This window comes from Streptomyces sp. NPDC051207 (assembly GCF_040682395.1).
Taxonomy (GTDB): domain Bacteria; phylum Actinomycetota; class Actinomycetes; order Streptomycetales; family Streptomycetaceae; genus Streptomyces.
Window position 1 is genome coordinate 1 of the sequence record NZ_JBFBAX010000059.1, and the last position, 12641, is coordinate 12641.

Annotated in this window: 11 protein-coding genes; 6 read left to right on the plus strand and 5 right to left on the minus strand. The window is 69.7% G+C overall.

Annotated elements, in window-relative coordinates:
* The 3 genes from AB0M97_RS30225 to AB0M97_RS30235 form a co-directional block, all read left to right on the plus strand.
* On the plus strand, nt 1-545 hold a 545-nt coding region (locus AB0M97_RS30225; RefSeq protein WP_365964170.1), incomplete at its 5' end, for a ricin-type beta-trefoil lectin domain protein.
* Nucleotides 546-630: 85 nt separating this feature from the next.
* On the plus strand, nt 631-2160 hold the full coding sequence (locus AB0M97_RS30230) for a glycoside hydrolase family 43 protein (protein WP_365964171.1): 1530 nt from the start codon (nt 631-633) through the stop codon (nt 2158-2160).
* Nucleotides 2161-2325: 165 nt separating this feature from the next.
* The gene (locus tag AB0M97_RS30235) at nt 2326-3342 is read left to right on the plus strand and encodes a LacI family DNA-binding transcriptional regulator (protein WP_365964172.1); all 1017 of its coding nucleotides are present in this window, start codon (nt 2326-2328) and stop codon (nt 3340-3342) included.
* A 52-nt stretch (nt 3343-3394) separates the two neighbouring features.
* Here AB0M97_RS30235 and AB0M97_RS30240 read toward each other — a convergent pair whose 3' ends face one another.
* The 3 genes from AB0M97_RS30240 to AB0M97_RS30250 are packed head-to-tail and all read right to left on the minus strand — an operon-like array spanning nt 3395 to nt 6547.
* The gene (locus tag AB0M97_RS30240; RefSeq protein ID WP_365964173.1) at nt 3395-4225 is read right to left on the minus strand and encodes a carbohydrate ABC transporter permease; all 831 of its coding nucleotides are present in this window, start codon (nt 4223-4225) and stop codon (nt 3395-3397) included.
* Entirely contained in the window at nt 4225-5247 is a 1023-nt protein-coding gene (locus AB0M97_RS30245) for a sugar ABC transporter permease (RefSeq protein WP_365964174.1), read from the minus strand. Before AB0M97_RS30245 ends, AB0M97_RS30240 begins: the two co-directional genes overlap by 1 nt.
* A gap of 10 nt (nt 5248-5257) precedes the next feature.
* Entirely contained in the window at nt 5258-6547 is a 1290-nt protein-coding gene (locus tag AB0M97_RS30250; RefSeq protein ID WP_365964175.1) for an extracellular solute-binding protein, read from the minus strand.
* Nucleotides 6548-6740: 193 nt separating this feature from the next.
* Between AB0M97_RS30250 and AB0M97_RS30255 the strand changes: the two genes are divergently transcribed.
* The gene (locus AB0M97_RS30255; RefSeq protein WP_365964176.1) at nt 6741-7412 is read left to right on the plus strand and encodes a fructosamine kinase family protein; all 672 of its coding nucleotides are present in this window, start codon (nt 6741-6743) and stop codon (nt 7410-7412) included.
* Nucleotides 7413-8079: 667 nt separating this feature from the next.
* Nucleotides 8080-9024 (plus strand): EamA family transporter, encoded by a 945-nt coding sequence (locus tag AB0M97_RS30260; protein WP_365964177.1) that lies wholly within the window; start codon nt 8080-8082, stop codon nt 9022-9024.
* Between the two features lie 27 nt (nt 9025-9051).
* On the opposite strand, the gene AB0M97_RS30265 is transcribed toward AB0M97_RS30260, so the two are convergent.
* Both AB0M97_RS30265 and AB0M97_RS30270 read right to left on the minus strand, forming a co-directional pair.
* Nucleotides 9052-10857 carry a radical SAM protein gene (locus AB0M97_RS30265; protein WP_365964178.1) on the minus strand — a complete coding sequence of 602 codons (1806 nt, stop codon included), beginning with the start codon at nt 10855-10857 and terminating at the stop codon, nt 9052-9054.
* A 155-nt stretch (nt 10858-11012) separates the two neighbouring features.
* Nucleotides 11013-11447 carry a hypothetical protein gene (locus tag AB0M97_RS30270; protein ID WP_365964179.1) on the minus strand — a complete coding sequence of 145 codons (435 nt, stop codon included), beginning with the start codon at nt 11445-11447 and terminating at the stop codon, nt 11013-11015.
* Nucleotides 11448-11696: 249 nt separating this feature from the next.
* On the opposite strand from AB0M97_RS30270, the gene AB0M97_RS30275 reads away from it, so the two are divergent.
* Entirely contained in the window at nt 11697-11990 is a 294-nt protein-coding gene (locus tag AB0M97_RS30275) for an STAS domain-containing protein (RefSeq protein ID WP_365964180.1), read from the plus strand.
* The last annotated feature ends 651 nt before the right edge of the window (nt 11991-12641 follow it).

Here is a 12641-nt window from a genome sequence, read left to right on the forward strand (position 1 = left end):
GCTGCCTCGGCATCACCGTCTGGGGCGTGCGCGACACCGACTCCTGGCGGCCGGAGCACACGCCGCTGCTGTTCAACAACGACGGCAGCAAGAAGTCCGCCTACACCGCCGTCCTCAACGCACTCAACGGCGGTTCCACCACGCCTCCCACGCAGCCCCCCACGGGTTCGGGACAGATCAAGGGCGTGGCCTCGGGCCGCTGCCTGGACGTGCCCAACTCCAGCACCACCGACGGCACCCAGGTCCGGCTGTGGGACTGCACCGGCGGCACCAACCAGCAGTGGACGGCCACCGACGCCGGCGAGCTCAGGGTCTACGGCAACAAGTGCCTGGACGCGGCCGGCACCGGCAACGGCGCCAAGGTCCAGATCTACAGCTGCTGGGGCGGCAACAACCAGAAGTGGCGCCTGAACTCCGACGGTTCCATCGTCGGCGTCCAGTCCGGCCTCTGCCTCGACGCCGTCGGAGCCGGCACGGCCAACGGCACCCTGATCCAGCTCTACTCCTGCTCGAACGGCAGCAACCAGCGCTGGACCCGTACCTGACGAGGCCTGTCACAGAGGGCGCCCGGCACCTCGGGTGGAGCCAGGACCATCCTGGCTCCACCCCGCCCGAGGGGAGGACATTTCCGTGCACATCTACGACAACCCTGTGATCAGCGGGTTCCACCCCGATCCGAGCGTGTGCCGGGTCGGGGACGACTACTACCTGGTGTGCTCCAGCTTCGAGTACTTTCCCGGGCTTCCGCTCTTCCACAGCAAGGACCTCGTGCACTGGGAGCAGATCGGCAACGTGCTCGACCGGCCCGGGCAACTGCCGCTGCCCCTCCCCGGCGCCAGGGCGTCCGGAGGCCTCTACGCCCCCACGATCCGTCACCACGACGGCCGCTACTGGGTCATCACCACCAATGTCGACGGCGGCGGCAACTTCGTCGTCTCCGCCGAGCGGCCCGAGGGGCCGTGGAGCGACCCGGTGTGGATCGACCTGGCCGGGATCGATCCCGACCTGGCGTGGGAGGAGGACGGCACCTGCTGGTGCGCCTTCTCCGGTCCCGCAGGGGGCATCAACATGGCCAGGATCGACCCGGTCAAGGGCGAGGTGCTGGAGGGGCCCTTCCCCACCTGGTCGGGCAGCGGTCTCAAGTATCCCGAGGCGCCGCACCTCCACCGCATCGGCGCCTGGTGGTACCTGCTGATCGCGGAAGGCGGCACGGAACGCGGCCACAGCGTGTCCATCGCCCGCAGCCGCTCGCCGCGCGGCCCCTGGGAGGGCGCACCCGCCAACCCCCTGCTGTCCCACAGCGGTACCGACCGCTCCATCCAGAACACCGGCCACGCCGACCTGGTGGAGGCCCCCGACGGCAGCTGGTGGATGGTGCTGCTCGGCGTCCGCCCCCGCGGCTTCACGCCCGACGTGCACGTGCTCGGCCGCGAGACGTTCCTGACCCCCGTGGAGTGGGACGAGGACGGCTGGCCCGTCGTCGCGCCCGTCCCCGAGAGCCACCCGGCCCCGGGCGGTGCCTGGCACCCCGTTCCGGCCCCGCCCGCCCGCGACGACTTCGACGGTCCTGCTCTCGCGCCGCACTGGATCTCGCCGTTCGCCCGCCCGGAGGGCTCCTGGTCGCTCACCGAGCGCCCCGGGCGGCTGGTCCTCAAGGCCACCGGCCCCACCCTCGACCGCCCCGGGTACACCTTCGTCGGCCGCCGCCAGCAGCACCACGACTGCCGCGTCACCGCCCTGATCGACCCGGGCACGGGACGCGGCGGTCTCTGCGTGCGCCTGGACGAGGCCCACCACTACGAGGTGGAGGCGGGGGAGGGTGAGATCGCCGTCGTCGCCCGGATCGGGCCGCTGCGCCAGACCGTGGCCCGCCTGCCGGTTCCGGCCGGGCCGCTGCCCCTCACCGTGACGATCCGGACCTCGGGGCTCGTGCCCGCGTCGCCCGAACTCATCGACGGCTGGGCCACGGGCCCCGACACCATCGCCTTCTGGCTCGGCGATCCCGGCGCCCCGGACGCCCGGCCGCTCGCCGAACTGGACGGGCGCTACCTGTCCACCGAGGTCACCTGCGGCTTCACCGGCCGGGTGATCGGCATGTACGCCACCGAGGGCACGGTCGCCTTCGACTGGTTCGAGTACGCCCCGGCGCCTCGTGTGTGACGCCTGGGGTACGCGCGGGTGCCTCGCCCCGAGGGAACCCGCCCGCAGCCGGCCCGAATCCCGGTCGAGGGGCCTCCCCGGATCCGGGAAGGCCTCCGTGCCGGTTGGGCTAATCTGTCCCCCATGCCACCCCGACCAGCCGGATCGCGCCCCACACTGTCGTTGGTGGCCAAGACCGCCGGTACGAGCGTGCCCACTGTGTCCAAGGTGCTGCGAGGCGGAACCGACGTCTCGGCGCAGACGCGCGCGAGGGTCATGGAAGCCGTGCGGGCCGTCGGCTACACCCGCCGGGCCGGGTCCAAGGGCGAGGCCGCGCGGGACGAGAACGGCTGGTCCCACATGCTCGACCTGGTAGTGACCCACTTCGAAGGGTCGTGGGCGAACCTGCTGATAGCGGGGGTCGGGCGAGAGGCGGCGGCTGCGGGGCTCGATGTCGGCCTGACGCTCGCCGACCCGCACAGCGACTGGGTGTCGAGGGTTCTGAGACGGCGCACCCTCGGCGTGATCGGGACGCTGGTCGATCCCGCCTCGGCGCAGTTCGGGGCGCTTTTCGCCGCGGGTGTCCCCGTGGTGCTGATCGACCCGATGAGCACACCGCCGTCAGGGGTGGCGAGCGTCGGCGTGGCGAACTGGGAAGGCGGCCGTATGGCCGCCGAGCACCTTCTGTCCCTCGGCCATGTGCGGATGGGGGTGGTCGCCGGCCATGCCCGCCATCTCTTCAGCCGGGCCCGCGTCGACGGTTTCCGGGCGGCGGCCGACACGGCGACCGCCGGCGGTGCCGCGGTGTCGGTGGCCCACGGCGGCTGGAACCGTGCCAAGGCGACGACCGCCACCCACACCCTGCTCGACGGCGACCCGGGGATCACGGGCATCTTCGCCTGCGCGGACTCCATGGCACTCGGCGTCTACGACGCATTGAGCGCACGGGGCCTGCGGGTTCCCCAGGACATCAGTGTCATCGGCTTCGACGACCTGCCCGAGGCGCAGTACATCACCCCGGGGCTGACGACCGTCAGACAGCCCAGCACCGAGCTGGGCGCCGCGGCGGTCAAGCTCCTGATCGAGTTCTCCCGGGGCGAGGACGGCGGTGCCCGGCCGGCCGGCCGCATGAAGCTGGCCACCGAACTGGTCGTCCGCGCCTCCACCGGACCCGCCCCGGCGCCGGCGGCGTCGGGCCGGTGACGCGCGCAGGCGTCACCGGCCGGTCTCCTCACAGTGCGGTCGTCGCCACCTGTCACCCCTTCACCGCGCCGGTGAGGCCGCCGACGATGCGCTTCTCGAAGACCGAGAAGAAGACCAGCGCGGGCAGCATGGCGAGTGAGGTGAAGGCGAGAACCTTCGCGGTGTCCGTGGAGTACTGCGAGGAGAACACCTGGACGCCGAGCGGCAGGGTGTAGTTCGCCTGCGAGGTGAGGACGTACAGGGGCAGGAGGTAGTTGTTCCAGCTGCCGACGAAGCCCAGGATGCCGACGGTGACCACACCGGGCAGCGACAGCGGCACTACCATGCGGAAGAAGAACCCGAGTCGGCTCATGCCGTCGATCGCGGCGGCCTCCTCGATCTCGTTCGGGATGGCCCTGAGGAACGGCACGAGGATGATGACGGTCGTCGGCAGACCGAAGGCGATCTGCGGGACGATCACGCCGAGCAGGTTGTCGACCAGGCCGAGGTCCTTGATGACGAGGTACAGCGGAGTGATCGCGATGACCATCGGAAACATCAGACCCGCGGCGAACAGGGAGTACATCGCGCCCTTGAACCTGAAGTCGTAGCGTGCGATCACGAAGCTCACCATCAGACCGAGGGCGACGATGCCGACGGTGCTGGCGGTCGCGACGATGAGGGAGTTGGCGAACTCGCCCCAGAACACCGTCGACTTCAGGATGCCGGTGTAGTTGCCGGCCACCCAGGGGCGCGGCAGGGCGGCCGGGTCCCTGGTGATCTGCGAGTTGGTGCGGAATCCGCCGAGCACGATGTAGAGCACCGGTGCGACGCAGACACCGACGAAGAGCAGTGCGACGAAGTAGGTGACAGGCGTCCGGGAGGTGGTGGTCTTCGCGCTCATCACACGGTCCCTTCGGTGACGGCGCCCTTTAGGTCGCGGCGCAGGACGAAGCGCTGGTAGATCAGCGCGACGACGAGCGAGATCACGAACATCACGACCGCGACGGCGCTGCCGTAGCCGTAGTTGCCCGCGTTGCGGCCCTGGGCGAGCATGTAGATCGCCATGGTCGAGGTGCCCGCGGTGCCCGAGACGTACTGGCCCCAGATGATGTAGACGAGGTCGAACAACTGCAGCGAGCCGATGATCGACAGGAAGGCCCAGATACGGATCGTCGGCCCCAGCAGCGGCAGCGTGATGCGGCGCTGGATCTGCCAGTAGGAGGCGCCGTCGATCTGCGCGGCCTCGAAGATCTCCTCGGGGATCGACTGCAGGCCGGCGAGCATCAGGATCACCGCGAAGCCGATGTACTTCCACGTGATGATGGCCAGCAGCGTCCAGATGGCCAGGTCCGGGTCGGCGATCCAGTCGGCTTCCAGGGAGCCCAGGCCGATCCGGTGCAGCAGGTCGTTGACGGCTCCGTTGCTCTGGAGCATCAGGCTCCAGCCGGTGCCGACGATGATCTCGGAGATGATGTAGGGCACGAAGACCAGGACGCGGATGGCCGAGCGGCCGCGAATCTTCCGGTTGAGCAGGAGCGCGAGGACGATGGCCAGCGGACCCTGGATGACCAGTGAGAGCACCAGGATCAGGCCGTTGTGCCACAGGACGTCGTGGAACGCTGGGTCGGTGAGAATCAGCTCGTAGTTGTTCAGGCCGACCCAGTCGGTGGGCTCTCCGTAGCCCTTCCACTGGTAGAAGCCGTAGTAGGCGGCGAGTGCCACCGGAAAGATCACGAACGCGAGGAACGTGATGATCGCCGGCGCGGACAGGACCGCGATCTCCAGTCGCGTCCTGGCACGGCCTCGGCGATGCGTGGCCGCCCGCAGCGGAGCCGGGGGTACGGCCGTGGCCGCGTCCCCGGCTCCGGACGTGCCCTGCGACGTGCGGCCTTCGGCCGTGTCGGTACCCAGGGTGTCGCTCATGTCTGTTTGCTCAGCCCTTCTCGGCGGCAGCCCTGACGTCCTTGACGATGTCGGCGGCGGAGCCCTTTCCGGCCAGCAGGTTCACGACGGCGATGTTCATGGCATTGCCGACGTTCTGGCCGTACACGGTGTCGAGGAACTGCATCGAGTAGGCGGCCTTGTTGAAGGCCTGCAGGGCCGAGATGTTGTAGGGCTCGGTGACAACCCCCTGGGCCTGCTTGTTCACCGGAATGGTGTCGAAGTCCTCGGCGTAGGCCTCCTGCTGCTCCTTGGTCACGACGAACTGGAGGAAACCCAGGGCCTCTTTCGGCGCGTTCTTGGAGAGCGAGTATCCGCCGGCGCCGCCCATGATGGCGCTCGGGTCGCCCTTGCCGCCGGGCACGCCGGGGAAGGGGAACCAGCCCAGGTCGGGCAGCGGCTTTTTGTCCGGGGTCAGATCGGCGATCACACCGGGGTTCCAGTTGCCCATGAGCTCCATGGCCGCCTTGTGGTTGGCGATCAGGCCCGCCGAGGACCCGGCGCCCTGCTGCGACGTCGCCGTCAGGAAACCCTTCTGGAAGGGTTCGGTCCCCAGGAGACCGGCGAGGTCCTCGCCGGCCTTGGTCCAGCACGGGTCGTCGAACGCGAGCGACTTGGCGGCCTCCTGCATGGTCTCCTGGCTGCACTCGCGCAGAGCGAAGTTGTAGTACCAGTGCGCGGCCGGCCAGGCGTCCTTGGCGCCGACCGCGATCGGCGCAACCTTGATCGCCTTCAGTTTCGCGACGGCGTCCTCGAGCTCGTCCATCGTCGTCGGCGGCGAGGCGATGCCGGCCTTCTTGAACAGGTCCTTGCTGTAGTAGATGCCCTCGGGCTGCGTGTCGAGCGGCATCGCGTAGACCTTGCCGTCGATCGAAACGCCTTCGAGGGCCGCCTCGCCCACGTTCGCCCTGTCGGTGTCGGTCAGCTCCAGTGCCTGGATCTGGCCGGCGTCGACCATGGCCTGCATCTTGCCGCCACCGCGCTGGAGGAAGATGTCGGGCGCGGAGTTCGAGTTGAGCGCGTTCTGCAGCTTGCCGTCGAGGTCCTCGTTCTGGACCGACTGAATCTTGATCGTGACGTCCGGGTGCAGGGCCTGGTACGCCTTCGCGGCGTCCCTCCAGAACTGCACCCCGCGCCCTTCCATCGCGTTCGTCCAGAGGGTCACCGTGCCCCGGCCACCGGACGCACCGCCGCCTGTGTCGCCACCGGCGCAGCCGGCAGCGGCGAGTGCGATGCACACACCGATCGCGGCAGCCGTCGCGCTGCGGGTCTTCCTCGTCATCGTGAAGCTCCCTGATGTGTCGCCAGTGATCTAACTGCTCATGTTTTGCGCAAACTGATGGGCCATCCGCGAAGTGGGAGCAGGTCTACCGTCGAAAATGAATCAAGGGCAACCATAAGTTTTCGCAAGTTGTGCAATCGTTACCGAGATAGCGGCCGTTGTTCGTAATGACGAACGAAAGGGGAGCGCATCCGTGACAGAGTCGAGATCCTTCCTGCTCGAGCGCCTCCACGCGGCGGACCTGACGGACGTCGTCGCGGTCGAGCAGGCCGCCGGAGGCCTCGCCGCGACCGCGGGGCTCGCGCAGCGCGTCGACGGCGCGTCGGTGTTCGTCAAGGCGTTGGGCGAGCCACCGTCGGACGACGTCTTCGCCGCGGAGGCCGAAGGGCTCACCGTGCTGCGCGAGGCGGGCGGCATCGCCACGTCCGAAATCGTCCTCGCGGTCCGCGACCTGCTGGTGCTGTCCGTGCTGCGGCCCCGGGAGGAGACCGAGACCTTCTGGGAGCAGCTCGCTCATGCGCTCGCCCACCTGCACACCACCACGCGGTACCCCCGGTTCGGCTGGCACCGGGACAACTGGCTGGGCCGTCGCCGGCAGGTCAACACCTGGGCGGACGACGGGTGCGAGTTCTTCGCCCAGCACCGTCTGCTGCGCTGGCCCGGTGAGCCACGTGTCCGAGAGGCGCTCGACGCCGCGGACCGGGCGGCGCTGGAGCGGCTGTGCGACCGGCTGCCCGAGCTGCTTCCGGTCAGGCCCGCGTGCCTGAGCCTGACGGCGGAGCAGGTCGAGAGGTTCACCGGAACCGCATACGCCATCGTGCAGTCGATCGAAGAACGCGGTCGCCGGACTCCGCGAAACAAGTGACTGTGCGCCCCTGGGGTTCGCGTCATGCCCGCCCGCCTCATCGCCGCAATACGGGTGGCGATGCTCACCCGCGGGCCTCGTGGAGACGCCAGTGCCCGTCACGTACACCGAACAGGTGGGAGTGGACCCACACCCTCGGCCCGGCCCGCACCCCGTACTCCACCAGGCCGGTGAAGTCCGGATGCAGGGTGGGCTCGCCCCGGTGAACTGCACCGTCGTCACATCGGGAACAGCCGCATCCTCGATGACTCGGTGCCGGTGCTGACCGGTCATGTTCCCGTGGCCGCAGGTCGGCCCCGGCCCGGGCGTAGCAGTGGGAGAGCTGAGCTGGAACCACCTTCGGGAGGACGGCCGCCTTCCTGGGCCGCTCCTGGCCCGGGCGATCTCGAGCCCACCGCGGCGGACGCCGCGGTCGGCCTCCCTCTGGCCGAGCGGCGGCGGGCGTGGCTGCGCACCCGCCCGCCACCCCGTGCGGATGCCGGCCGGCCGCCCTTGGTCGGCGCCCGGCCGACGGGTCGACCGCCGACGGAGGGGGCCCGGCCGGCCGCCCTGCTGATCCTGCCCGCTGACCGGAAAGCGCGGGTCCGCGCGACGCGCCTCCCTACGATGTCCCTGTGTGGTCGCAGGTTGACGGGCCGTCATACGTCGGCGGTGGGCTGGAGGGCATGTGGACGCTCGGGACGCGCGAGCCGGGGCCGTGGCGCCGGGGGAGGAGCACGACGCCGCGACGCATCCGGCGCACCAGCTCACGGCCACCGCGATCGGCGCCGGGGCCGTGCTGCTGTGGGCGTCGCTGGCCCTGTTCACCACGCTGACCGGGCGGATACCGCCGTTCCAGCTCACCGCGATGGCGTTCGCGGTGGGCGGCGTCCTCGGACTGCCCCGGGCGCTGCGCGGCGGCGGGGCGCTCGTCCGCGCGGTACCCCGCGGGGCCTGGGCGCTCGGCGTCGGCGGCCTGTTCGGCTACCACTTCTTCTACTTCGTGGCCCTGCGCAACGCCCCCGCGGTCGACGCCGGTCTCATCGCCTACCTGTGGCCGCTGCTGATCGTCGTGTTCTCCGCACTGCTGCCGGGTGAACGGCTGCGCTGGTGGCACGCGGCGGGCGCGGTGCTGGGGCTCGGCGGTACCTTCCTGCTGGTCACGGGCGGGCAGGGCGTCCAGTTCCGTGGGGAGCACCTGCTCGGGTACGCGGCAGCCGCCGTCTGCGCGGTGGTGTGGTCGGCGTACTCCGTGGCCAACCGGCGGTATCCGAAGGTCCCGACGGACATGGTGGCGTTCTTCTGCCTGGCCACCGCGGTGCTCGCGGCCGTCTGTCATCTGCTGTTCGAGGACACGGTCCGGCCCGACGGCGGCCAGTGGCTCGCGGTGCTCGCGCTGGGCCTCGGGCCGGTCGGCGGAGCGTTCTACATCTGGGACCACGGCACCAAGCACGGCGACATCCGGCTCCTGGGCACGTTGTCGTACTTCGCCCCGCTGCTGTCCACCGCCCTGTTGATCGCGACGGGACGGGCCGATGCGAGCTGGCCCGTCGCCGCCGCCTGCGTGCTGATCACCGGTGGCGCCATGCTTGCCTCGGCGGACGCGCTGCGTGCGGCGCGCCGCCGGGGCTGAGCCGGTCGCCACCGCGTCACGAACCCGTCAGGCGTCCACGGGCCAGGTCCCGCGGCGGACCATTTCGGTCACCTTGTCGGCGCCGTTCGCGCGCACCAGCAGTTCCAGCCGCATGCGTTCGATGTCCTCCGCGCTCCACTTCTCCGTCGCCATAGTCGCCTTCTCGTGCGACCAGCCGTTGTCGTAGTGGCGTACGACGTAGTCCTTCTGGAAGTCCCACATCTTGGTGCCCGGAAGCGGGGTGACGATGAAGGGGTTGGCGTACGCCATCCCGTGGCCCATGAGCGTGACCGCGTAGTCGATGGTCTTCTCGATCTGCTCCAGCGACTCGATGTACGGTTCGCCCCCGGGCCGCTCGGGCGGGTTGACGAAGCCGAGCATGAAACCCCCGGTGACCTGGATACCGTACTCCGTGAACATCTCCACGATCTCGCCGGTGGCCGCCTGGAAGGCGTTGAGACGGGGCTTGCCGGACTGCTCGAGGCTGTCCTCGTTGGCGCTCTCCACGGCGAGGTAGACGCTGTAGCAGCCACCGTCGGCCATCGCCCTGATCAGATCGCGGCAGGTCAGTCCGGAACGCATTGCGGAGAGGACATTGCGGAAGTTGGGGTTGCGCCGCTCGGCGTCGTCCATGCCGTTGGCGAACTCCTCGCCCAAGTGCAGCAGGACGAGATTGAACAGGCTCAGGCCGCCCTCCTCCACCCACGGCAGGTCGTGCTTGCGCAGCAGTTCGAAGACGCGCATCGCGTACAGCGGGTCGTGCAGCAGATGGTCGTCCTCGATGAGTACCTCGGTCACCCCCTGCTTGGTAATCTCGGCGAGGTGCAGGTCGAACCAGTCCAGGCCGAGCGCCCGCCAAGGGCCGTTCACCATCGGGATGTAGCAGAAGTCGCAACCCACGTTGCAGCCGATGGTCGAGAAGATCTGCGCCCAGGAGCCGTGGTCGCGCACCCGCTTTCCCGACGAGTGGTACGCCTGCTCGTACTGGCGCATGTCCAGCATCCCGAAGTCGGGCAGCGGCATCATGCCGAGCCGCTGGTCCAGCCCCTGCCGCTTCGGCAGAATGCGCATGTACGGCGACTTGGCGGTGGTCCGCACCACGGCGAGGTCGGCCCGCCGGTAGGCGACGCCGGGCACCGCGTCGATGTCGCCGCCCTCCTCGGTCAGCGCCTGCAGCAGCGCGGTGAAGGTCTGGTCGGCCTCGTTGATGACGACGTGGTCGAAGGGGGAGTCCGGTACGGCGAACTGCCAGTCTCCGCTGGGATGGGCGCCGCCCGTGACCGTCACGATCGCCGGGTCGATGTCCTTGACCAGGTCGGCCAGGGCGCGCGCGTTGCCCCACTGGACCGTGTAGATGCACTGGATGCCGACGACGTCAGGCTCGAACTCCTCAATGACCGCACGCAGTTGAGAGTCGTCGAGGCCGTACCGGACCAGGCTGCTGCCGCCGCCGAGGTCGACGAGCCGGCGTTCCTGCTCCCAGCCGGCGAAGGGCGAGTCGACGATGCGGACGTCGAAGCCGGCGAGGCGGGCGTTGGCCGCGATGCGCAGAAGCCCGATCGGGGTGCCGGCCCGCTTCATCACCTCGAAAGTGTTCAGGCCGAGCGCCCGGAAGCTGCTGCGCTCGGGGGAGGGTTCCACGACCCGCGTGTACGAGGGCACGACGAGCAGAACGCGGGGCGCCTCACCGCGGGCGCGCCGCCGGGCGCCGGAGACCGAGGTGCGCAGGGAGGGCCTGCCCAGATGCCGCAGGGGCGGGCGCTGCGGGGCGCTGGAGAACTTGACGACCGGGTCGTCGACGACCACGGGTAAAAGGGGTACGGCGTGAGTCACGAGCGCTCCTTCTGACCGGTTGTCCGATGCGAACGGGAGTTCGCTCGCCATCGTGGCGTACCTCACACTGCCGCGAGCGGCATCTCCTCGAAAATGGCGCGAACCGGGCCCTCGGACTGAACACGGAAAACGCGGCAGCAGGTCCGTCCCGGCATTCATGACGGCCGCCGGCACCGTTCCGCCGCCGCCCGCTCCGCCGGTGGCGGGGGGGCCTGGGACACAGAAGTCCGGACGTCGTAGGAACGCAGCCAGAGGTCGAGCGCCCGTACCAGTTCGGCGCTGGTCCGCACGCTCTCGCCAGCGGCCAGGCCGTCGGTGACCGCGGTGGTGAGCGCGGGCCGGTCCAGCAGTGCGAGCACCGGGTTGTCCGGGTCCCGGGCCAGCTCGGCGCGCAGTGCCTCCAGGTAGCGGGCGTCCTCGGTGGTGGGGTAGGGGGCCTCGATCGGGTCGGCGATCTCCGGCGAAGGCTGGCCGGTCGCGGGGCTTACTGAGCAGAGCGTGCAGCGTCGCCTCCCGGTGGTCCGCCGGTGTGGCGGGGTCGGCGAGGGTGGAGAAGGCGGTCGCGGCGGTGTCCTCCATCTCCTTGACATACGTTGCCGACTGGGGGTGAGCCGTCTGGGCTGCCAGCCGCAGAGCGTGTGCGTGAAGCGAGGGCAGGGCTGCCTGCAGCCGTTCGGCGGCCTGCTGCACCCTGTGTCGGTGTTCGATCAGGGCCGTACGGAGCAGTTCGACCTCGTGGGTGTGACGGGTGTGCTCCTGCTCGGCGGCCGTCAGCGCGGCCATGGCTTCAGTCCAGGCGAAGGTGTTCGGAACGTCCCTGATCGTGCGGCTCAGCGGAAATGGACTATGTGACCGCTCCGGTCTTCCGTGAGCGTCTCCTGGACGAGATGGCCGGCGGACAGCGGCGGGTGGTGCTGGACCTGTCGGCGGTGTCGTTCTGCGATTCGGCCGGGCTGAATGTACTGCTGTGGGGCTGGCGGCAGGCGGATCAGGCCGGTGTCGTGCTGGTCCCGGCCTGCGTGCCGCCGAAGGTTCAGCGGAGGCTGAACATGACCAGGGTGGACACCATCGTGCGGGTGTATGACACTGTCACCGACGCTGTTGACGAGCTGGTGGCAGACGGCAGGGTCTGAATCCCGGGCCCGGCGAGCGGACCCGCTGGGAATGGTCCGGCGATACGCCCTGACCGGCACGGTTGTATTGCCTTCCGGGCCTGAATTGCGCGCACAGATCACCGCTGCAATCTGAGCTATTCCAGCGGAATACGGGTGGTGCCGGATACCGATTCCAGTGTTGGTCTGGCGGGTGTTTTTGATGCAGGGTCAGGAATGGTCGTGGCGTGCCCTGTTTTGGCCGGTCCGCTGCTTTTCGGATTCGGTTGGTGGGGTGTGTTGTTGCCAGAGTTAGTCTGGGGGTGCAGTTTGATGCAGGGTGTGGGCTGGTTCTGCCAACGCAACATGCTGCCTCACCTGATGCAGGGTCACCACCCCCAGCTACCGCTCCTGCTTGTTGCTGCTCGGGCCGTAGGCCCGTTGGCCGTCTCGCGGAGCGGGGCGGCCTGGGTGGCTGGAGCGCAGCGAAGGCCGCCCTTGCGGGGGCCGCAGCCCCCCCGTGCTCCGGGAGCGCAGCGGACGGAGCGTCATCGGCCCGGCGCAGCTGGGCCTATGGGCGGGACGCGCAGCGTCCCGCAGGCGCTCGCGCGGAGCGGGAGCGCAATCCCCGCGCGCAGCGCGGGGATTCGCTGTCTCCGGGCGCAGCCCGGAGGGGACCCGCTCCGCGAGATC

Coding starts and splice junctions, on each gene's coding strand:
- AB0M97_RS30250 (WP_365964175.1), bottom strand. CDS start 6,547: ATGACGAGGAAGACCCGCAGCGCGACGGCTGCCGCGATCGGTGTGTGC.
- AB0M97_RS30270 (WP_365964179.1), bottom strand. CDS start 11,447: ATGTCAAGGAGATGGAGGACACCGCCGCGACCGCCTTCTCCACCCTCG.
- AB0M97_RS30240 (WP_365964173.1), bottom strand. CDS start 4,225: ATGAGCGCGAAGACCACCACCTCCCGGACGCCTGTCACCTACTTCGTC.
- AB0M97_RS30275 (WP_365964180.1), top strand. CDS start 11,697: ATGGACTATGTGACCGCTCCGGTCTTCCGTGAGCGTCTCCTGGACGAG.
- AB0M97_RS30245 (WP_365964174.1), bottom strand. CDS start 5,247: ATGAGCGACACCCTGGGTACCGACACGGCCGAAGGCCGCACGTCGCAG.